Genomic DNA, 22,438 nt, shown 5'->3' on the forward strand with positions numbered 1-22,438 from the left:
CTCGTCCGCGGGTACGCGAATCCTTTTTATTTATTGGAGGCGGCAGGGAGAGCGCTATGAAAACGAAGCAAAGCCGCAAAACGTTCCGGGTGCGCCAGGAAGAAATGTTGAACCGCCTGAGGCAGGACATCCTCGAAGGCGTTCGCAAGCCGGGAGAGTTTCTGCCCTCGGAGAAGGATCTGTCGGACCGGTTCGCGCTCAGCAATAAAATCGTGCGGGACGTGCTGGCCGAGCTGGCGGCGGAAGGATGGATCGAGAAAAAGCCGCGAATCGGCAGCGTCGTCTTGCGGCGAAGCGAGCCGGAGCGTATCGTCGTCAAGCTTGGACATCACGGATCGACGGAGCGGGAGACGGCGTTGAAGACGCTGCTGGCCGGCTTCGAAGCGGCGTATCCGCACATCCGGGTGCAGGATATCACGCTGCCGGGCCACGACCCGGCAGCGCTTGCGCCCTACCTGGCTCACGGGCTGATCGACGTCTTGACGCTTAACGATGCCGAACTGCGGGCTTTCGCCGAGAGGGGGAACGCGGACGGGCTGCTGTCCCTCGCGAAGGACCCGGAGTGTTATCCGTTTCTGAACGAAGCGATGACGTCGGACGGCAATCTGCTCGCCAGACCCTTCACGTTCAGCCCGACGATTTTGTGCTATAATCGAGCGCATTTTCGCGAGCGGGAGTTGTGGGAGCCGGACAGCGGCTGGGGGTGGGACGAGCTGCTCGCTGCCGCGGATCGACTGACGGTGCCCGAGGAGCGGGCAGGCTTTCATTTTTCGGCCGCCCAGCGCAATCGCATTGCCGTATTTTTGCTGCAAAACGGCGCGAAGGCCGAGCGGGACGCGGAAGGCCGGCTTCGCCTGCGCGGCACGCGGATGCTGGCGGGCATTCGGCGCTACAAGGAGATCGTCACGGACCGGATGGCGCCGCTCATGTCCGAGCGCGATGCCGGCTTCAGCATCGAGGAGCTGTTCGCGCAGGGCAAGCTGTCGATGATGCTGACGACGTATTACGGCTTGAACGCGCTCCGTCAGACAGACATCGACTACGACATCGCGCCGCTTCCCCGGCTGGCCGATCCGGTGACGCTCGTCATCGCCATCGGTCTCGCGGTGAACAGGCATTCGCCTCGCGCGGCGGAAGCGCGGCTGCTGGCGGAATACTTGACGGGCCCGGCCGCGCAGGCGATCATCCGCCGCGATACGCTCACCCTGCCCGCGGCGAGAGGGGCGATCGACGAAGCGGGCGTCGACGGCTCGGGCGACGTCGCTTCCCGGCCTTCCCGCTTCGGCATGTACCGCGAGATCATTCCGACGTACCGGTTCGGCGATGCGCTGGGCCTTGAGGAGCGGGAGTGGAACCGGCTTTTGCCCGAGGTTATGCTGTATCTTTCCGGCCTTCAATCGGAGGAGGCGTTTTGCGACAAGGTCGAAGCGGAAGGACGGTTTTCATAATCGCAGGTCTTCATGCGCCGATCGGGGAAAGTCGAAGGCAGTCATCGCAAGCGAGAATCGAGCCGTCTTAGAAGCGCTCGCTTAACGGGTTTTCTCCAACAACTTCAGCAGTTCCGGTCGTACCTTCCAAAGGTGGGCGTGCGTCATGGCATACACGACGGCTTCGTTCTCGTCGCCGTATCCGATATATGGCGGCATTTCGCGAGGAAGACGCTTTTTGCCGAGCAAGTAAGGGACGACGTGGCGATTCTGGGTGATGGCCGACCGCACGAGCTGCTGCAATTCGGGTGCCCGGCGATCGCGCGCGTATTCGACGAGAACGCGGTTAAAGTTGGCGGCAGCGGACCCGTCCTCGTAGCGCTCCAGAAGCTCGTGCGCAGCTTTCCAATCTTCGATCTCGAGGTAAGCTAACGCCAGCAATTCGCGAACGCCCTGATTATCGTTCGGGTTAAGCGCCAACAGCTCCTCGTAATGCTTGATCGCCTCCGTCATTTGATGCATTTCGGCGCAAGCCTCTGCGTAGCCTTTCTTGGCTCGCATATAGGGGCGAGTCGGCGTGTACAACCAGAAATGTCCTTTGTGCTCCTCAAAAAACGACGCTCCGAATGCCCGTTCCCCCGCAAGCATTCCTTTTTGGTAGTAATAAGCCATCTCCTTCGGCGTCGAAGCGATCGACTCGGCGAGCACATTGTAGGCATCGACGCAATCCGGATCGAGCAGCAGCGCGTCCTGCGCCAGCTTGCTCCGCTTTTTAGGATCCAGCTGTTCCCAGGCTTCGTAAGCGAGGTCTTGGGCCCGCTCCTGAGGAGACTGCTTCCTTCGGCCGGCTTGTCCTTTAGATTGCTGCAAGCGCATCTGAGTAAAGACGTCGATCTCTTCGGGCGAGGTGATATCCCAGTCGGCAAGCAAGCCAAACGTTTTCTGCAAGTCTCTTTCTATCGACATCCGGGAATTCGGCGTCGGCAAAGAAGTTGGACCGGCATCGTTCGATTGCGCGGGCAAGTCGTCTTCTAAAAACGCATGCAGTTGTCCGACGCGCTGCGAGATGCTGCCGGCGGATACGCCGTACTTCAGAGCCAGCCCGGTTTGGGTCATTTCGTAGCCGTATGCCTGACACAGGACGTATTCCAGCGCCGCCGTAAATACGCCCGCTTTTTTGATCAGCGGTTCGGTCTTATTCGCATAGTCGCTCCACATGGCGAGCACCGTATTGACTTCCTTAGGCGGATAGAGGCCGTTTGTCCGATTGGCAAAATGCAGCGCGACCAACTTGACTACTTCGTTCGGCCAAGTCAGCTCCCTCTCGATCCGTTCCACGGGCGACGGTTCCACAAATGCGGTTTTTAAAGCGACGACCTTTTGCGCTTCATCCTTTTCCAGACAGCATTTTTTATACTTTTTTCCGCTGCCGCATCGGCAGGGATCGTTTCTTCCCAGTTTGGACAACGCGTATGAAGCCTCCAATCGTTAGCTAATTTCGTTATTATAGCATAAGGGTTTAAAACCATGATGCAGGGTGCGCGCACAACATTCTGCATCGTCTATCGCTCGCAGTGCCAGCCGATGAGCCATCGATTGCCGATCAGCGCCCCGGGCTCAGGTACACTTCGAACGCGGACACTGTCGGGCACCAGCGGCTCGCCTCGATCGTCAGCCGTATCCGCCTGGCCGTCGTCTCCGGAAACCGGCAAATGCGCTTGTAGCCTACGAACGTATGTCGGTAAAGCGGCTGCCAACTGTCTCCCCGCTCGATGTCCCGGAGAAAAGCCGGCACGACGCTCCACTCGGATTCCCGCGTATGGCCCGCTTCATTGCCGCACCAGCGGACGTCGGGTCCGCACAGGTAAACGTATTGATGCCAAAATGGATAAAGGAATAAAACTCGGCTTTCCGAATCGTATCGTTCATCGGGCATGTACTCCTCTTCACGAGAATGATTTGGCATCATAGGTAGCGCTGGCTTTAGCATAGTAGATCCGCCGGAAATAGGGCGCGAAAAGACGGCTACCAGACGAAATCGAAAGCAGCGATCAGCCTTGCGCGATCATCTCGTTAGCGAGCGGACCGGGGTGAATGGCGTCGTCGAACAGCGCCATTTGCCTGTGCTTTTTTATAGATTTTGATCTTTTTTTAATGAACCTGAAAGAAATTGCAACATGTGCGATACCGCTCATTTCCCCCAATCGTCCATATCTATATGATGTAGATAAATCATGGGGCAGATCAAGCTTTTTATGATCCCCGACTCAACCATCTAATGGTACGATCAGAGGAAAAAAGGAGGAAGTCGCGTGAGTAAATTCAATCCGATCCCTCTGTTCAAAGACCGGTCCACCTCTTTGTTTTTGCGGCTTCTTTCTGGCTTCCTCTGCATTATCCTTCTGATGAGCTCTCTCGTGCTCTACTTTTACGCCGAATCGAAAAAAAACGTCCGCGACCAGATTGTGAAGTACAACACGCTGATGCTCCAGCATACGACGGAAGGCTATGAAAAGCATCTGGACATGGTCAAACGCCAGATGCTCGTATTCCTGCTCAGCGAGAAGGCGCAGAGCCTGCGGACGACGCCGAATTACCGCGAGATTCCGCTTCTGCAGCAAGAAATCAACGGATGGACCTCGGACGTGCAGATGTACATGAACAATATCGTCTTTTACAGCAAGTCCAACAATCTGATCGTCGAAAAAGGCACGAGCGCTCGTGCCGATTCGATGTTTAACGTGTTTTACGAGAGCGAGGCGTACGATGCGGCGTTCTGGGAAAAGCAGTTCGACGAAGATTACAGCACCCGCGTGCTGCCCGCCGCCGTTTTCCGCAATCATATGTTCCGCGAAGCGACGTCGACCATCGGCGAGCTCGTACCGATCGTTTTCAAGACCAAGAGCAGCCATGACTTTTTGATGATCGTCTTTTTGGACGCCGAGACAATATATCAGGCGCTCCATCAGGCCGCCGGCGACGATTTTATGATCTTGGACGATACGGGCCGCACGATCTTCCGCAGCTTCGGCCAAACGCCGGAGATCGACCCCACTGTGCTGCGCTCCGCAAGCGGCGGAGAGTACGTATCGAACGGCAAATACTATTTTCAGTCGAAAGGCGCCCAGTCCGGATTCACCTACGTTCAGCGCGTGCCGGTAGAGCGGATCGCGTCGCAAACCCGAATGAACGTCACGCTGATCGTCTCGGCAGGCGTGTCGATCGCGCTCGGCATCGTCATCTCCTGGCTGTTCGCGGCCGGCATCAACAACCCGCTTCAGAAAGTGATCGGCGCTATCCGGGGCGAATCCGGCAGCGCTTCGTTCCGGTCTTCGATCCGCGAGTTTAATATTATTCGCCGCCAGCTGCAGGACAAGGACAAGATGCAGAAGCAGCTCGCGTTCCTGCAGCAGCTCAAGGAGATTCCCAGCCACGGTGCCCCGCCGCCAACCGCCTTTAAAGACGAGCCGTTCGTCATCGTGCTGTTCCACGCGATGAGCAGGCGGGAGGAAGAGGACGAGCAGGCGTTTTTCCGGACGTGGCTCAGTTATATGAAGGTACATATGGAAGACCGGCTTGGCCGGGCCTTTCCCGAATCGATGACTTTTCACATCGAGGCCAATCAAATCTTGAGTCTCGTCTATACGAGTCAGCGCGAGGAAGTCATCATTCGCCTGAAGCAGATGGAGCCTTTGTTCGAGCAGGATCGGGCGTTCGGCACGGTGACGGTCGCCGTATCCTCCGTATTCGGCAGCGCGAGCCGCATCGGCGCAGCCTATCAGGAAGCGCAGGATCTGGTACTCGAGCGCAAGCTGGCTGACCGGATGCAGATCGTGACCGATCGTACGGCGGGGGCGGAAGCCATCGGTTTTACGCCGGATCAATGGAAGGAGTTCCAATCGAACCTGCGCGAAGGCAACGAGGCTCAGCTGACGAGCCTGATCAAGCGCTTCTTCGCCAAATGGCAGGGCACGGAGGCGACGGCGGCCGCCTGGCTCGCGTTCGGCGAGGGGCTGATCGGCAAGATCAAGAGCGAGGCCAGCCCGCTCGTCATCGCGCCCGATCGTCTGCAGGCGATCTTCTTGGACATCGATCGTCAGATGCGGCGCTGTATTGCCGTGTCCGAGCTGGAGGCGTTGCTTACGACCAAGACGGCGCTTGCCGCCGAGGCGTTCCGGGAGAAAAAGCAGCTCCGGGATCCGATCACGACGTTTGTCGTCGAATACGTCAATCAGCATCTGTCGGAAGAAATCTACCTGGACACGCTGGCCGAACGGCTCAACCTGAGCGGCGGCTACCTGTCCTCCTATTTCAAAGAGAAGACGGGGATGAACATCGTCGACTTCATCAACGAAACCCGGATCATGAAGTCGGCGAGCTTGCTCGCGGACAGCAAATATAAGGTTCAAGACGTGGCCGAAGCGGTCGGCTACCGCAACATCACCTCCTTCAACCGCATGTTCAAAAAGTACATGGGACTCACGCCGAGCGAATTCCGCAGGAAACCCGGCGCGGAGGGCTCGCGCTTAGGCTGATGTTTAGAAAAGTGGGCTTTTTTTCGACTATCCGAAAAAAGCTGCAAAATGGCCGTATTCCGGTGATTTACGGACCGGCGGACGCTGGTTACGATGGGGTGCATAAGGCAGCGGACGAAAGCAAACGCACCTTGCCGCCTTTGTAAACGCAGCCAGTAACACCGGCTTAGCAAACCATTCGGAAGGGGTTTCCTATGAAAAAGAAAACGACGGGCAAAAGCGCCGCCGGCGCGCTGGTCGCCTCCGCGCTGACCGCGGCCATGCTGGCAGGCTGCAGCGGCAACAACAATAATAATGCGGGAGCGCCCAGCTCGGCTGCGGTGTCTCCGAGCGCCAGCGCCACAGCTAGCGGCACGTCTTCCGCATCCGCATCGCCGAGCGCGGCGCTGCCGGATCCGGCCAAGATTACCATCTTCACCGAATATTCGAACGCATGGCCGCCCAAGGCGGACTGGGGCGTCTGGAAATGGGTGAAGGAAGAGACCAATATCACCGTCGAACAAAAGACGGCGACGACCACCACGCCTTCGGAAGCGCTGGCGCTCGCCGTATCTTCCGGCGAAATGGCAGACGTCATGTCCGTATTTCCCGGCGACGTCGTGAAGTTCGGCTCACAGGGCGCTTTCCTCGATCTGTCGAAGCATATGGACAAAATGCCGAACGTCAAAGCTTACTTGGATAGTCACCCAACCATCAAAATGCGAGTGACGCAGCCGGACGGTAAAATTTTGAATATCATCAACGACGGCGCCGGCGCCGGCAACCAGCTGGTCTGGTTCTATCGCGAAGACATCTTCGACAAAAACGGACTGACGCCGCCTAAAACCTGGGATGAACTTTATACGACGTCCAAAAAATTGAAGGAGCTGTACCCGGACAGCTACCCGCTCGTCTTCCGGCACGGCATCGGCACGCTGTCCATATTCGGCCCGTCCTTCGGCGTCTTGCCGGATTACATGAAGGATCCGGCGACCGGCAAGATGACGTACGCGCCGTTCAACCCGAACTACAAGAAAATGGTCGAATACTTGAACAAGTTCTACAAAGAAGGGCTGTTCCCGCCGGATTGGCTATCGATGGACTACAAAGCGTGGACGCAGTTCATGGCCACGAACAAATCGTTCATCAGCGTTCAGTATATCGGCCAGATCGAGACGATGAACAACCAACTGACCGAAGGCCGACTAAAGTTCATGGCTCCTCCGCTCGGCGCAGGCGACAAAGCCTACCTGCCTCAAGGCGGATACGAGGATTACGGTTTCTCCATCGCTTCGAATACCAAAAATCTCGACGCCGCGCTTCGTTACCTGGACTATATTTATTCGGAAAAGGGACGCGACATCCAAAGCTGGGGCAAGGAAGGCGAAACGTACACGATCGTGGACGGCAAGCGCAAGCTGAACGATGTGTATAAGGAATCGAACGACCTGCGCCGCATATCGGGCATTCTGTCGGCAGGCACGTACGGCTGGTTCGACTTCGAAGCGCCGTTGTCCCTGATCAAGGAGAGCGAGCGGGAAGCTTACATCGAGTCGCCGAAGTATCAGTTCCCGGTCAGCAGCACCTTGCCGATCCTGTCCAAGGAAGAGACGGACTCGATCGCTACGCAGACCGACGCGATCTTCAAATACTTCCAGACTTCCATCAGCAAGTTCATCATGGGCGAGACGCCGCTCACCGAGTGGGACAACTTCCTCAAGGAGCTGGATAAGTACGGCTTGCAAAAGGTGCTGCAGACGTATCAGGTCGGGCTCGACCGCCAGAACGCGTCCAAATAATTACGAATCCAAGAGCGGGGCCGTCGTCGGAGCATCGACCGACGGCCCTCTCCATATTGCGGAAAGGGGATGAAGCCGTGAAGCCGACGCTAATCCGGAATCTGAAGCGAGACCGGACTTACTTCCTGCTGCTCGCCCCCGTGTTGCTGTACTACGTGCTGTTCAAGTATGTCCCCATGTTCGGGATCATCGTATCCTTCAAGGACTACAATCTGTTCGCAGGCGTATGGAAAAGCGACTGGGTCGGGCTGAAATATTACAAGATGTTCTTCCAGAACCCCGACGCTTACGACATCATCAAAAACACGTTCGTGCTCGGCATTTACAAAGTCGTATTCGGGTTCCCCGCGCCGATCATTCTGGCGCTGTTGCTTAACGAGCTGCGATGGAAGGCTTACAAGCGCTTCGTTCAGACGGTGAGCTACCTGCCGCACTTTTTATCCGCCGTCGTCGCCTCGGGCATCATTATCATGCTGCTGTCGCCGAGCACCGGCTGGATTAACCATGTCATCCAAAGCTTCGGCTTCGAGCCGGTCAACTTCTTGCAGCAAGCGTCCTGGTTCAGGACGGTCTATATCAGTTCGGAAATCTGGCAGGAGATCGGCTGGGGCTCGATCATCTACCTGGCTGCGCTCACCGCGATCGATCCGCAGCTGTACGAGGCGGCGCGCATCGACGGCGCGAACCGGTGGAAGCAGACGCTCCACGTGACGCTGCCAGGCATAGCGCCGGCGATCGTGATCCTGTTTATATTGCAAATCGGCAAAATCCTCGAGTTCGGATTCGATAAGGTGTACCTGCTCTCCAACCCGGCCACCTACGAGACGTCCGACATTATCGCGACTTATGTTTATCGCATGGGGATTATTCAAGGCAACTTCAGCTACGCGACGGCGATCGACTTGTTCATGGGAATCATCGGCCTGGTCTTCGTCTACTCAGCCAACCAGGTGAGCCGCAGACTAGGAGAGACCAGCCTATGGTAAGGAGCGACTCTCATGACTAAACGCATCGGTGTCTTCGATATCGTCAACGTCCTCATTCTGGCCTTCGTCGCGGCAGTGGCGTTGTTTCCGTTTATCCACATGGCATCCGTCTCTCTCAGTTCGGCGCATTACGTCGTCCGCAACGAGGTCAGCTTCTGGCCGAAGGGTGTGCAGTTCGATGTCTATGGCGAGGTGCTTCGGGATAACCGTCTGTTGGTGGGCTACAAAAATACGATCATTTACGTGGTGCTGGGCACCGCGCTGTCGCTTTTTTTCACGTCCATGGGCGCATACTCGCTCTCGAAGCGGACGCTCACGTTCGGCAAACAAATCATGCTGTTCATCGTGTTCACGATGCTCTTCAGCGGCGGGATGATCCCGACGTACCTGGTCGTGCGCAGCTACCACCTGATGGACACCGTTTGGGCGATGGTGCTGCCCGGCCTGATATCGACCTGGAATCTCATCGTGATGCGCACCTTTTTCCAAGGCATACCCGCGGAGATCGAAGAGTCCGGCAAAATCGACGGCTCATCCGACATTCGCACGCTCTTTAGCATCGTGCTCCCGCTGTCCAAGCCGGTGCTGATGACGATCGGGCTGTTTTACGCCGTCGGCATCTGGAACAACTTCTTCCATGCGCTGCTCTATCTGCGGGAAGAGAGCCTGTACCCGCTGCAGCTCGTCATCCGCAATATCGTCATGGTCGGCCAGATCGGCGACGCGATCACGAGCGCGGCCAGCGAGCAACAGGGCATCGTGCTCGAATCGCTCAAGTATGCGTTTATCCTTGTCGGCACGCTCCCCATTCTGGTCGTCTATCCGTTCATCCAGCGCCACTTCGTGAACGGCGTGCTGATCGGCTCGGTGAAGGGATGACGCCGCGGACCGCCGCTGGACGGAGAGAAAAAGTCAAAATATTCGCATCGATCGGTCATATCTTTCCTTAAACGCGCGCGTATAACGTATGATACGCTGTTTACCGAACGTTAAGGGGATGAGGGGAAGGAAAAGAGCATGCGGATTCTGGGCGAAGGCGGCATCGTCTGAGCCGTTTGATTATTCAAGGTTAACCTCGTTGCAAGCAAGAGGCCCCCGGATCCGATCTCTGGGCGCGGAGAAGGTCGAGAAGGTCATGTATCAGCGCCATATGGCCGACCTTCAGAAGAAAGGCCTGAAGTAAGCAGCTGCCTGCTACTTCCCCCAACGGATAAACTTGTTGATTAATGTGTAAAAGGAGCTAGAATCCAGATCGGTCAAGCCGTTCAGGTCGGCGAACAGGAAGGGCAGCAGACCGATCGCGAGCGCGGCGACGACGATCCCGACCGTCTAGCTCCGAACCAAGCGGCTCCATGCGATCATGAGGCTCATCTCCTACTATTTGAAATAAGGCATACGACGAAGAAGCGATCGCCCCGGCTCAGGTGCAATCGCTTTTTTCTTTTATACGACGATTTCCCGCTTAGTCTATCATCTGTCTTGGGCTCAAAATATGCATGAAAGTGGAATTATTCCAATTAACCAGTTTTCGTTCGTATCAACTCTTCTGATGAGAATAGAAGGGGGATGGTACGCTCTGAATACTTCTCGGGACTTGGAGAGCATTGCATTGAGCTTCTTCATTAGGCTGTTGTAAACGGAAATATTCCCATCGTTGCTCCAGCGGACAATGTTTGCAAAGTTGTTACCCTTCGAAGCGCCTTGCTCCAGCGAGCAGCCCAGCGGATCGCGTAAATTCGGATAACGTCCTCAACACAGAGCGTCAAATCTGTCCTCAGAACGACGAGCCAATCATTCTTCTTCGAGCGGTTGCGAACGAATACCAATGATTTCGCATCACAGGTAGCGCTGGCTTTAGCATAGCAGATCCGCCGGAAAATGGAGCGCGAGAAGACGGCTACCAGACGAGATCGAAAGCCGCGATCAATCCTTGCGCGATCATCTCGTTAGCGAACGGACCGGGGTGAATAGCGTCGTCGAACAGCAGCTCGACATCGACGAGCCCGTCCCGGACGGCATCTTCGAAAAAGCGGTGGAATTCGATCAAACCGAATGACCGCCGGGCGCAGAATCGGCGAATCGCCTCATAATAGTCCTCGTAGGCGATGGCATAAGACGGCGCGCCTTCAAACGCAATGCTGCGATCGCCGAGCGTCGTAAACATCAGCATATCGGTCCGCCGGCCGCCTTCGGGGTTCAAATGACGATTCAGCCGCAGCGCGAGCGTCTCCAGCGCGGCCTCGAAGTCGCGGATCGGCGTCTGCCTCAAATACTCGTTGACGACGGGCGCCTGAATGACGGCAAGCGTCGGCGTAAAGGCGACATAGCGGAGCAGCTCGTCTACATGGTCGTAAGGACCGTCGTTGAAGCTGGCCGTTCCGTCGCCGAGCCACTGGCCGACCGTATGCCCGCCCATCGCAAAGTTGCGGATGCGATTCAAATCGGGGATGAACCCGCGCAAAATCGCTCTGCCGCCTTCCGACTTCCCGCACGTCGCAGACGGCTCATGCGCTCGAGGCCCGTTTTTCCCTCGTTCGGCCGCCAGACGAAAAACGACTTCGCCCGTTTGCCGCATGCCGAAATCAATGCCGTATACCCGTTCCTCCGCGACCGGCGCATACGTATCGATGAGGACCGTACCGAAGCCGTCCCCGTCACCCGCTCGGGGCTCGTCAAGCGCCTTCAGCCTGCCAGCCTCGACCAGATACAATTTCGGATATCCCGGGGGCGCGGCGTAATAATAAGGGGCTTCGAGTCCTGCCTCCAGCATCGCCCCGTTGGGATCGGCGACGACGCCGACAAACAGCATGCTTGCATGCCCGCGCAGCGGAAACCGCAATTCCTGTTCCTCAGACACCGTTTCGCCGCCAACTCCGGACTTCCTTTCGATCGTCCAGATCGCCGGGCCAAAGGCTTGCCTCTCGGCCAAATACCCCAAATGCTCCCGTGCGCGGTCCCTATATGCCGCGGGTCCGTAAAAGCCGGTCGCGCTCACGGGTCCGGCCAGCCCGAGCTCGCTTAGCGCGCCGCCGCCATCCGGGAATCGCAGCTCCGCGTTAAACGCCAGCCGCTCTTTCACATGAGCCTCCAGCCGGGCATAGTAGCCCTTGCTGTACGGAAAGCTCATATGCGTCGAATAGTGGGCATGTCCGTCGTAATCGGCGCTTCCTTGCCCCCAGCTGTGGCTGTCGCCGAACAGCACAATCTCCCGGCAGGTCGTTCGGCGCTGCCGCCGGTTGTCCGCCAATACAGGAAACGCGGCGGCGGTCAAGCGGCTCCCGTAGCGGCGCAAAAAAGACAACCCGCCAAGCGAATCTTCCAAACCAGTCTCTCTCATCGACAAAATCCTCCTCGTATATTCCTGCCTATGGCCGATTTTAACTTCAGTATAATGAAGAGAAATAAGGCGGCAACGCAGAGTCGATAATTGTGGCCTGTACCTCAAAAAAAGTGCGTAGCGAGTCCGCCGCCCAGTTAGTACGCTAGAACCTGAGGGGAGAAGGGACGGACTTTTCCATGAAACCGGACACCTTGTTTTTTTCCATTTTCACGCGGCTGCTGCTGACGTTCCTGATCGTCATTACGCCGCTCTACGCCATGACGCTGCTGATGAACCGGATGGGAGCGGAGCAGAACAGGCGGGAAATCGCGAATTCTTTGTCGTCGAAGGTGCAGGCATTCTCGGACGGATTGGAGCTTGAGGTGCAGCGGATCGTGGAGCTGGAGCAGGATTATATCGTGGACGAGGATTTGCTCCAGCTGAGCATGGCGGCCGCGCAGATGAGCGATTACGAGCGGAACCGGGCGGTACTCAATTTGCAGAAGCGGCTCAAGGTGATGAGCGCGTCCAGTCCGTATATTGTTGATGTCCGCCTGTTCATTCCGGTCATGAACCGGACCGTCTCCGCGCTGCATTACGACACGCAGATCGACGAATCGCAATTCGCCGCGTTCCGGCGTCCGGACAACGCCAAGACGCTGCTCGTTCGGGACGGACGGCTGTATGTCGGGCTGCCCTACGACAGCCTGCCGAGAGACGGACCTTCGAAAACGATTTTTGTCATCGTGGCGGAGCTGTCGTCGGACCGCATCGGAGCGGCGATGAACCGCGCGTTCGATACGGACGGCGGACCGGCGGGCTACAGCCTGCTGATCGACGGCGCCACCGGCGCGAACGCCCTTGGCGGCGAGTCGATTGAAGAAGGAACGGCCGGCAAGCTGGATGTCGAAGTCCGAAGCTGGAGCCGAGGCGGCGCCGCGCGGACGGAGACGAAGTGGGGAGACGGCCGTCTGACCGTCGCCGACTATTCGCCTTATCTGGGCAAAGCGATCGTCGCGGTTCTTCCCGAGTCGCGCGTCGTCGGCCCGCTGAAGCTGTACGAGCGGTGGTTCTGGTTTTTTTCGCTCATTTCCGCCGTTGTCATTCTTTTTTTCTCGCTTCGCATTTACCGTCTCATTCACCGGCCGCTCGTGAAGCTGGGCTTTGCGTTCCGCAGGCTGGAGGACGGATCGTTCCATTTTACGATTCAGCATCGGAAAAAGGACGAATTCGGCTATTTGTACGCCGCCTTCAACGACATGGTCGGACGCCTCGGCAACCTGATCCAGGACGTGTACAAGGCGAAAATACGATTTCAGCAGTCGGAGCTGAAAAGGCTGCAGTCGCAAATCAATCCTCATTTTCTGTTCAACAATCACTTCATCTTATCCCGATTGATCAAGTCGCAAAATTACGAGACCGCCGAGCGCTTCTCGCGTTATATCGGCGAATATTTGCAATTCATCACGCGCGATGCGGCCGAGGAGATCACGCTGGAGCGCGAAGTGGCGCATGCGCTCGTCTATATCGAGCTGCAGACGTTCAGCTTCGCCTCCAGGGTAGCGGTCGACGTCGGTCCGCTGCCCGATTCGGCAAAACAGCTTCTTGTGCCGCGGCTTATCTTGCAGCCGATTATCGAGAACGCGTACAAATATACGTTCGAGCGCAAAATTGCGGGCGGGCGGCTCGGCATGCGTTTTGAGGCGTCGGCGGAGGAGGAGGGCCTCGTCCGCATCTTGATAGAGGACAGCGGCGATTCGTTGGACGACGCCGCGATCGAAGAGCTGAACCGACGGCTCGCGATCTCGCCGGACGATGCGGCGGAAAGCACCGGCCTCGTCAACATCCATCAGCGGCTCCGCATTCGCCTCGGCGCGCCTTCGGGCCTGCGCTTCGGGCGAAGCTCGCTTGGCGGTCTGCTGGTGGAGCTGACTCTAAAGCCGACGAAGGGAGAGGAGCTATCTTGAACCGACTGCTGATCGTCGACGACGTCGCCATTATCGTGGACAGCCTGTTCGAGCTGATGGACGAGCTGCCCGGGCTGGAGCTGGAATGCTACAAGGCGTATTCGGCGCCGGAGGCGCTTGCGCTGCTGGGCCGGATCCGGATCGACATCGTGCTCACCGACATCAAAATGCCGGAGATGGACGGATTGGAGCTGCTCGATCAAATCCGCCGCCGCTGGCCGCGCTGCAAGGTCATCTTTTTGACCAGCTACAACGAGTTCGAATATGCGAAGCGGGCGATCGCGTCCGGCGGCTTCGATTATTTGCTGAAGACGGAAGACGACGACAAGATCGTCGGCGCCGTTCGCAGAGCGGCGGAGGCGCTTCGCGAAGAGGAGAAAATGGCGCATGCGATCGAGGACGCCAGACGTCAGCTTGAGACGTACCGGCCGACCTTGCAAAGGGAGTTTTTCCGCGAGCTGCTTCAAGGCCGTTGGACGGAAGAAGAGCGGCTCGCCGAACGGCTGGAGGAGCTTGGCTCGCCGCTGGCGGCGGACGAGCCGCTGCATCTGTTGATCGGCCGGATCGACGAGCGGCCCCCTGACGAGCGATACGCCGACCGGACGCTGCTGCCGTTGTCCGTCCAGCGGATCGTGGCCGAGATGGCGGGAGATCGGTTGACTCATTTTGCGCTGTCGTACGATTCCTTTAGAATAGTCTGGTTTGTTCAGCAAAAGGGAGAAGGCGGCATCCAGCCGTTCCTCGCGGAAACGCTGGCATCGGTTCAGACGGCCTGTCGCCGGACGCTGCAAGCGACGGTATCGTTTATGCTCGCCGGGCAGGAGACCGCCTGGCGGGATGCGGCGGATGCGTTCCGGCGGCTGAGCGCGCGGATGGGCCGCGGCATGGGTCTTCGTCCGGGCGCGCTGCTGATCGAGACGCAAGCCGGCGTGGACGCTGCCGTTCCGGAAAGCGGCGCGGGTGAGGTGCGGCCGCGCTTTCGCTTCGACGGCCTGGCGGAGCTGTCCGCGCTGCTCGACAACAATCGGCGGGACCTGTTCTTCCCGGCGCTGCGGGAGCTGGCGGCAGCCGCTTCGGAGGCCGGTGCGGAGGAGCGGACGGCGCTCCGCTTGGGCCTGCGGGCGCTGCTGCTCGCCTACGACGCCGGCGACGAAGACCGTCAGCCCGGCGGCAGCTTCGCCAATCTCGACGAGCCCGGCTGGGAAGAGGAGCTGGCCGACTTCGCCGAACAGGCGACGCGGCTGTTCGAGCGGCGTCGTCAAGGGCAGGCGGAGCGGGAATCGGAGGTGCTGGCGACGATCCACCGTCATATCGACGACCATCTAGGCGACGATATCTCGCTGAACCGGCTCGCCGATCTCGTTCAATTGCACCCTTCGTATTTGTCTCGGCTTTACAAAGAATTGACCGGCCGCGGGCTGTACGATTACATATCGGAGCGGCGTCTTGCGGCGGCGCGCAAATATTTGCGCCAGAGCTCGCTGAAGGTCCACGAGATCGCGGCGGCCCTCGGCTACAATTCATCGTTTGCTTTCGCGCGCTTTTTCAAAAGCCAGACGGGCGTTACGCCTCAGGAATATCGTCAATTCCCGGACGGCTCCTCATGTAAACAATAGTGGTCGTCATGTCATCAGATGAGCGTGGAAGGGCTTCCTTTCCGTTTTTATAATGAAATCGTAAAGCAGCTCAACTTATTCGGAAGGGGCGAAAAAGGTTGACAAAAGCAAAAAGAACGTGGCTCGCCGCGCTGCTGATCGTGGCGCTCGGGACGACGGCGGCATGCAGCGACGGCGGCGGGAACAAAAACGAAGGGCAGGGGGAAGCGTCGGCAGGCGCGTCTCAGTCTCCGAGCCAGACGGGCGGTGACCCAAGTCCCGATGCACAGCCGGAGGACATCATGGCCAAGTACGATCCGCCGATCGAAATATCGACAGGCGCTTCGGTCAATCCGACGGTCGTCTGGAATCCGGGCGAGAGCATCGACAAGAACAGCGTCTACGACAACTACGAGCAGGAGCTGGGCATTCGAGTCAAAAACAAATGGGCGGTCGACACCAGCCAGTACGACGCCAAGGTGAAGATCACGATCGCCTCCAACGATTTGCCCGACTTTATGTACGTGCAGCGGGCCGATCTGGACCAGCTGGTCAAGTCCGACATGGTGATGGATTTGACCGAGCTGTACGAGAAGTACGCAACCCCCGAGACGAAAAAGTTTTTGACGGCGGACGGCGGGGCGCAGCTCGATTCAGCCAAAGCGGACGGCAAGCTGATGGCCATCCCGCGCACGGACGCGCCATACGTCCCCGCGCAAATTTTGTACATCCGCAACGATTGGTTGAAAAAGCTGAACCTGCAGGCGCCGAAAACGATGCAGGACGTCCTGAATATCTCCCATGCGTTCGCGACGATGGACCCCGACGGCAACGGCAAGGCGGACACGATCGGCCTGTCGCTGCAAAAAGAAATACTGGCCAGCGATTCCGGACTGATCGGCTACTTCAGCAGCTATCATGCCTATCCCGGCAAATGGATCAAAACCGCCTCGGGTCAGGTGGAATACGGCGGCATCCAGCCGGAAGTGAAGACGGCGCTGAAGCAGCTTCAGGACATGTTCAAGGCCGGCGAGCTGGACAAGGAGTTCATGGTCAAGGACAGCAGCAAGAGCGCGGAGCTGCTCGTCTCCGACAAAGCGGGCATGGTGTACGGTCCGTTCTGGATGCCCAGCTGGCCGCTGCAGGGCGGCGCGGTCAAGGACGGCAAGGTCGTGCAGGATTGGGGCATTTACGCCGTTCCGTCGATCGACGACAAGCCCGCCTTGCAGCCCGTCGATCTCGGCGTCACCGGCTACTACGTCATTTCCAAAAAGGCGAAGCATCCGGAGGCGGTGTTCAAGCTGCTGAACCGCTGGGTGACGGCGCTGACGCGCAACGACCCGGCGGAGGACGTCGCCAAGTATTCGCAGGGGTCGCTGAAGGACAAGCCGCAGGCGTATTATACGTTAAATCCGGTGCTCGTCTACAACATCGGCGCGCAACTCTATTCCGGCGAGATGATGCCCAAGGCGATCAAGGCGAAGGATCCTTCCATGCTGAACAACGAGAACAAAATCAACTACGAAAACGTGATGAAGTTCGAGGCCGGAGACGCCAATCAATACGGCGCCTATATGGCCTTCAAGGAAGGCGGCTCGCAGCCTTTGCTGTATCAGTATTCTCAAGAGGGACGCTATTTGACCAACGCCTACTCGGGACCGCCGACCGCCACGATGGCGGATCGCTGGGCGACGCTGCAGGCGAAGGAGATGGAAGTGTTCACGAAGATCGTCACGAACGGCGCGTCTGTCGACGAATTCGACAAGTACGTCGAGCAATGGAAGACGCTGGGCGGCGCGCAGATTACGCAGGAAGTGAACGATTGGCTGCAGGCGCATTAACAATAGCGGCAAGTCTGTCGTCGGGGGCGGGCGAAGGCGCGTTCCCCGAACGGCAGCGGGAGGTAATGTGGTGAAAGCTTCGAGATGGAAAAATCAATGGCCGCTTCATCTCATGATCTGGCCGGCCGTCGCGCTCCTGTTCGTATACAGCTACGTGCCGATCGCCGGCGCCCTGTTTATGGCATTTCAGAAATTTAATCCGGCCAAGGGCGTGTTCGCTTCGCCATGGGTGGGGCTGGATAATTTCCGGTACATCTTCAGCATGCCCGACATGGGCCGCGTGCTGTTCAACACCGTCTACATCGCGTCGATGAAAATCGTCGCCGGGCTGCTCGTGCCGATCGCCTTCGCTCTCATGCTGAACGAGGTGCGGGTCGCCGCGGTCAAGCGAACATTCCAGACGCTCGTTTATTTGCCCCATTTTTTATCCTGGGTCATTCTGTCGGGCATTTTGATCGACATTTTGTCGCCGTCCGAAGGCATCGTCAACAAGGCGATCGCCGGGATCGGCCTGCAGCCGGTGTTTTTTCTGACCGACAACCGCTGGTTTCCGTTCGTGCTCGTCACCTCCGACGTCTGGAAGGAATTCGGGTATGCGACCATCATCTATCTGGCCGCGCTGACTTCGATCAACCCGGCGCTGTACGAGGCCGCCGAGATCGACGGGGCGAGCCGCTGGAAGCGAACGATCTACGTATCGCTCCCCGGGATGGCCCCGATCATCGTCCTGATGGCCGCGCTCAGTCTCGGCAACGTGCTGAATGCGGGCTTCGAGCAAATTTTTAATTTGTACAATGCGCTCGTCTACGAAAGCGGCGACGTCATCGATACGCTGGTGTACCGGATCGGCCTCGAGCAGGCGCAATACAGCGTCGCGACGGCGGTCGGCCTGTTCAAGTCGCTCGTGTCCATGTTTTTTATCGTCATCTCGTACGGTCTGGCCTATCGGTTCGCCAATTACCGGCTATTTTGAACGAAAGCGGGGTGAATGCTCCTGTTAGCAGCTCGGAAATGGAAAGGCGGCTGGTCGGGCGGCATCCTCTATGCGATCCTGCTCGTCTCGTCGTTGCTCTGTCTGTTCCCTCTCGTCCATGTGGTCGCCGTCTCGTTCAGCTCCTCGCACGCGGCGGCATCCGGCAGCGTCGTGCTGTGGCCCGAGGAGGCGACGCTGTCGTCTTACCGCTTCGTCTTCCGCCAGCGGCAGTTTCTCGAGGCGGCCTGGATCTCCGCGCAGCGGGTCGCGCTGGCGACGGCGGTCGGCTTCGTACTGACCGGACTGGCCGCTTATCCGCTGTCGCGCGAGCCGCGCGAATTTGCCGGCAGGACGCTGTATGCCTGGTATTTTGCGTTCGTTCTGTTTTTCGGCGGCGGACTCATTCCGCTTTATATGACGGTCAAGGATACGCATCTGCTCGACACGATCTGGGCGTTGGTTATTCCCGGCGCCGTGCCGGTGTTCAACGTGCTGCTGCTGCTCAATTTTTTCCGTGGGCTGCCGCGCGGGCTGGAGGAATCGGCGAAGCTGGACGGCGCCGGCCATTTTAAAGTGCTGCTGCGGATCTATTTGCCGCTGTCGCTGCCGGCGCTCGCCACGACGACGCTGTTCACGATGGTGGCACACTGGAACAACTGGTTTGACGGCCTCATTTATATGAACGCCAAGGACAATTATCCGCTGCAGACGCTGCTGCAGACGATTGTCATCGCCAAGGATGCGCAGTTCTCATCCATTCAGGACGCGGCGGCGATGGCGCTCATCTCCGACAGAACCGTTCATTCCGCCCAAATCGTCGTAGCGGCATTCCCCATCCTGCTCGTATATCCGTTTTTACAACGGTTTTTCATAAAAGGCATCGTACTCGGAAGCGTCAAGGAATAGCGACGAAGCGCATGGAGGGGCGCCGGGCCGAACATGGCACGCGACAGCCGTTCGGTCCGGGTGAGTCAGCGCTTCGGCGGAGAAAAGGTTCGCTTGTAGGAAAGCTAGCCGTCCAGAATGCCGTACGAGGAGGCGAAAGAAGAGGCGGGGCGGCGGCTTTTTTGCAAAATAAAGATCGCGCCGCATGACGGCCGATCCCCTGAGGAGGACTATAATGAGTATCCGCACTTCCCCATGGCGACTTCTGACCACGATTTTCCTGCTGCTGGCGCTGGCGCTTCCAATCGGCCATGCCGCTCCCGCCGACGCCAAGGCGCCGCCCAAGGCCAAAGCGCTTTCGTTCGCCGGCACCGTCTATTACGTCGATTCCGCCGCCGGCAGCGACAGCGGCAACGGCTTGTCGCCGGCGACGGCGTGGAAGACACTGACCAAGGTGAACGCGAAGACGTTCGATCCCGGCGACGCCATTCTGTTCAAGGCCGGCGGCGTATGGACGGGCACGCTCTGGCCGAAAGGCTCGGGCGATGCCGCGAATCCGATCACAATCGGCAAATACGGCAGCGGGCGCGCGCCGCTCATTAATGGCGCAGGCGCGGCGAATGCGGTTTATTTGTACAACCAGCAATATTGGGACATCGGCGATCTGGAAGTGACGAACGACAGCGCGACGGCTTCCAATCGCAGAGGCGTCTACGTCGTCGGTGAAGATGCCGGCACGCTGCACGCGATTCATCTGCGCAATTTGTACGTGCATCGGGTGAAGGGCGACAATACGAAGGATGCGGGCGGCAGCGCGGGCATTCTCGTCGAGGTGAAGGGCACGACGACGGAGACGTCGTTCGACGATGTCGTCATCGAGAACAATCGGGTCTCGTCCGTGGACCGTACCGGCATCGCGACATTTTCCAGCTGGCGGTACAGCGCCGGCATCGGGTATTCCGGACCGGCCTGGGTGCCGCTCACCCATGTCGTCATCCGCAACAATTTCGTCAGCGATACGGGCGGCGACGGCATCACGCCTCATGTGACGGACGGGGCGCTCATCGAATACAACGTGGTGGACGGCTTCAACGTCCGCTCGGGCACCTTCAATGCCGGCATATGGACGTGGGCCAGCGATCATGCGGTCATGCAGCACAATGAGGTGTACAACGGCAATACGCCGATGGACGGCATGGCCTTCGACATCGACCACGGGCAGACCGGCACGGTCGTTCAGTACAACTACAGCCACGACAACGACGGCGGCTTCGTGCTCGTCTGCAAGGACCCGGCGGCCGGCTTTGTGCGCGACAGCGTCATTCGCTACAACGTCAGCCAGAACGACAATACGCAAATATTCGGCTTCTGCGCGGACTCCGAAAATACGAAAATTTACAACAACACCGTCTTCGTCCATCCCGATACGGCACCTTATTTGATCGCCGTCGGTTCCTCCGGGGCCAGCGCCTACTGGACGAACAACATTTTTTACAACCTCGGCGAGGTCAGCTACTTGATGAACGGATCGACCAATACGTTCGAGCACAACCTTTTTTACGGCTATCATCCTTCCAACGAACCGGCGGACGCGAACAAAATAACGGCCGATCCAAAGTTCGTCAGTCCCGGCAGCGGCCGCGACGGCATGGATACGTTGGACGGCTACAAGCTGAAGACGGGCTCTCCCGCCCTTGGCGCCGGCAAGCTCGTGGCCGGCAACGGCGGAGCGGATTATTGGGGCAACGCGGTCTCTTCCTCCGCGGCGCCGAATATCGGAGCGTACAACGGCGCGGGCGTGACGCCGCCCAACCTGACGGTCAATCCTGGCTTTGAGACCGGCAGCCTGAGCGGCTGGACGACCGTGAGCGCAGGCTCGAGCCCCGCTTCCGTCGCCAGCGGCGACGTCCGGGCCGGTGCCTACGCCGCCAAGATCTATCCCGGCGCTTATCTCGAGCAGACGGTGACGGTCCAGCCGAACACGACGTACACGCTCAAAGGCTGGGCGAAGCCGACGGGCACGGGCCTGTTTCCCGGTCAGGTGTGGATCGGCCTTCAGGATGCCGCCAATCCCTCGCTGAACGGCTATTACGAGATCGGCATCGCTGTCTGGAAGCCGGCGATTACGACCTTTACGACCGGACCTTCCACGACTTCCGTCAAGGTGTACGTCAACTATGTGAGCGGCGCCGACTATGCGCTGATCGACGATATCGAGCTGACCAAAAACTAACGGCCGACCGGACCGGGCGGCACAAGGGGGAAGGAGCGGCGCTCCTTTCCCTGCCCGCTCCGGCGGCGGGAGGGGCGAGGTCTTGAAGACGATTTCCGGCAAAAGAAGGTCCGGCGGACGGTTGGTCCGGCCGACGATCGCGCTGGTTGTGCTGGCTGTGTTGTGCGTGGCGGCCGTTGCGATCGTCCTGTCAGCCAAAGACGGGGCGAAGGCGGCGATTCCGCTTCGCATCGATGGCGAACAGGTCGAGGCGGCGGAGTATTTGCTGCTGCTGGAGAACGAGCGTGCGCCGACGATCGCCGAATACGGCGAACGCTACGGCATCGAAGCCGATGGCGGTGCGGCGTTCTGGACGACGGTGCTGGACGGCTCGAAGCCGCTCGATACGGCCAAACGGCGGGCGCTTGCGCGGCTGACGCGAATCAAGGTGCAGCAGCGGGCGGCGGTGTCTTACGGCTTGCTGGACAGCGATTCGTATGCTTCTTTTCTGAAGCGGCTGGAAAAGGAAAATGCAAGGCGGGAGCGGCTTGTCGCGACGGGAGGCATCGTATACGGTCCGATCAAGTACAATGTTGCGGACTATTACGATTATTCGATGTCGAACCTGAGCAACCGGCTGATCGAGGTCATGGGACCACGGCTGTGGCCGGCCGACGACGACACCCTGCTGGCCTATTACGATTCCGTCAAGGACACGCGCTACCGAAGCGACAGCTCGGCCGATTTGTCCTTTGAACGAATCAGGGACGTCGTGCGAAGCGATTACTGGTCTTCCCGTTTTCAGCAATGGACTGATCAGGCGGCTGCGGCCGCCAAGATCGAGATCGACGAGAACGTTTATAGCAAGCTCGGCTATTGAATAGCGAGAAACAAATGAAAAGCAGCGTTTAAAGGAGAAC

At 58.5% G+C, this 22,438-nt stretch carries 15 protein-coding genes; 12 read left to right on the forward strand and 3 right to left on the reverse strand.

The genetic code is table 11. The annotated features are described in order from the left end of the window. The first annotated feature begins 56 nt into the window (after positions 1-56). The gene (locus KVT38_RS12400) at positions 57-1,448 is read left to right on the forward strand and encodes an extracellular solute-binding protein (protein ID WP_217594038.1); all 1,392 of its coding nucleotides are present in this window, start codon (positions 57-59) and stop codon (positions 1,446-1,448) included. Positions 1,449-1,529: 81 nt separating this feature from the next. Here KVT38_RS12400 and KVT38_RS12405 read toward each other — a convergent pair whose 3' ends face one another. Further along, the gene (locus tag KVT38_RS12405; RefSeq protein WP_217594039.1) at positions 1,530-2,894 is read right to left on the reverse strand and encodes an SEC-C metal-binding domain-containing protein; all 1,365 of its coding nucleotides are present in this window, start codon (positions 2,892-2,894) and stop codon (positions 1,530-1,532) included. 136 nt (positions 2,895-3,030) lie between these two features. Continuing rightward, positions 3,031-3,363, reverse strand: coding sequence for a hypothetical protein (locus KVT38_RS12410; protein WP_217594118.1), 333 nt, complete (start codon positions 3,361-3,363; stop codon positions 3,031-3,033). A gap of 376 nt (positions 3,364-3,739) precedes the next feature. Between KVT38_RS12410 and KVT38_RS35545 the strand changes: the two genes are divergently transcribed. The 4 genes from KVT38_RS35545 to KVT38_RS12430 all read left to right on the forward strand — a co-directional run bounded on the left by KVT38_RS35545 (position 3,740) and on the right by KVT38_RS12430 (position 9,605). Then, positions 3,740-5,962 carry a helix-turn-helix domain-containing protein gene (locus KVT38_RS35545; RefSeq protein ID WP_217594040.1) on the forward strand — a complete coding sequence of 741 codons (2,223 nt, stop codon included), beginning with the start codon at positions 3,740-3,742 and terminating at the stop codon, positions 5,960-5,962. Between the two features lie 194 nt (positions 5,963-6,156). Further along, positions 6,157-7,740: an extracellular solute-binding protein gene (locus KVT38_RS12420; protein WP_217594041.1), complete on the forward strand. Its 1,584-nt coding sequence runs from the start codon at positions 6,157-6,159 to the stop codon at positions 7,738-7,740. Between the two features lie 77 nt (positions 7,741-7,817). Continuing rightward, complete coding sequence (locus KVT38_RS12425) at positions 7,818-8,726, forward strand: ABC transporter permease (RefSeq protein WP_368859087.1); 909 nt, start codon at positions 7,818-7,820, stop codon at positions 8,724-8,726. Between the two features lie 12 nt (positions 8,727-8,738). After that, complete coding sequence (locus tag KVT38_RS12430) at positions 8,739-9,605, forward strand: carbohydrate ABC transporter permease (protein WP_217594042.1); 867 nt, start codon at positions 8,739-8,741, stop codon at positions 9,603-9,605. Between the two features lie 1,018 nt (positions 9,606-10,623). Here KVT38_RS12430 and KVT38_RS12435 read toward each other — a convergent pair. Next, positions 10,624-12,063, reverse strand: coding sequence for an SGNH/GDSL hydrolase family protein (locus tag KVT38_RS12435; protein WP_217594043.1), 1,440 nt, complete (start codon positions 12,061-12,063; stop codon positions 10,624-10,626). A gap of 179 nt (positions 12,064-12,242) precedes the next feature. Here KVT38_RS12435 and KVT38_RS12440 point away from each other — a divergent pair, with 179 nt between their 5' ends. The 7 genes from KVT38_RS12440 (at position 12,243) to KVT38_RS12470 (ending at position 22,398) form a co-directional block, all read left to right on the forward strand. Next, positions 12,243-14,012, forward strand: a complete 1,770-nt coding sequence (locus KVT38_RS12440; protein ID WP_217594044.1) for a sensor histidine kinase — start codon at positions 12,243-12,245, stop codon at positions 14,010-14,012. Next, positions 14,009-15,628: a response regulator gene (locus KVT38_RS12445; RefSeq protein ID WP_217594045.1), complete on the forward strand. Its 1,620-nt coding sequence runs from the start codon at positions 14,009-14,011 to the stop codon at positions 15,626-15,628. Before KVT38_RS12440 ends, KVT38_RS12445 begins: the two co-directional genes overlap by 4 nt. Positions 15,629-15,726: 98 nt before the next feature. Continuing rightward, complete coding sequence (locus KVT38_RS12450) at positions 15,727-17,448, forward strand: extracellular solute-binding protein (protein ID WP_217594046.1); 1,722 nt, start codon at positions 15,727-15,729, stop codon at positions 17,446-17,448. A 70-nt stretch (positions 17,449-17,518) separates the two neighbouring features. Beyond that, entirely contained in the window at positions 17,519-18,421 is a 903-nt protein-coding gene (locus tag KVT38_RS12455; RefSeq protein WP_368859088.1) for an ABC transporter permease, read from the forward strand. 15 nt (positions 18,422-18,436) lie between these two features. Next, a complete protein-coding gene (locus tag KVT38_RS12460) occupies positions 18,437-19,327 on the forward strand; it encodes a carbohydrate ABC transporter permease (RefSeq protein WP_217594047.1) in 891 nt (296 codons plus the stop codon). Positions 19,328-19,541: 214 nt separating this feature from the next. Further along, positions 19,542-21,539: a carbohydrate binding domain-containing protein gene (locus tag KVT38_RS12465; protein ID WP_217594048.1), complete on the forward strand. Its 1,998-nt coding sequence runs from the start codon at positions 19,542-19,544 to the stop codon at positions 21,537-21,539. An 82-nt stretch (positions 21,540-21,621) separates the two neighbouring features. After that, on the forward strand, positions 21,622-22,398 hold the full coding sequence (locus KVT38_RS12470; protein ID WP_217594049.1) for a hypothetical protein: 777 nt from the start codon (positions 21,622-21,624) through the stop codon (positions 22,396-22,398). Positions 22,399-22,438 lie beyond the last annotated feature (40 nt).

The sequence above is a fragment of the Cohnella sp. GbtcB17 genome, assembly GCF_019091135.1.
Lineage (GTDB): Bacteria > Bacillota > Bacilli > Paenibacillales > Paenibacillaceae > Cohnella.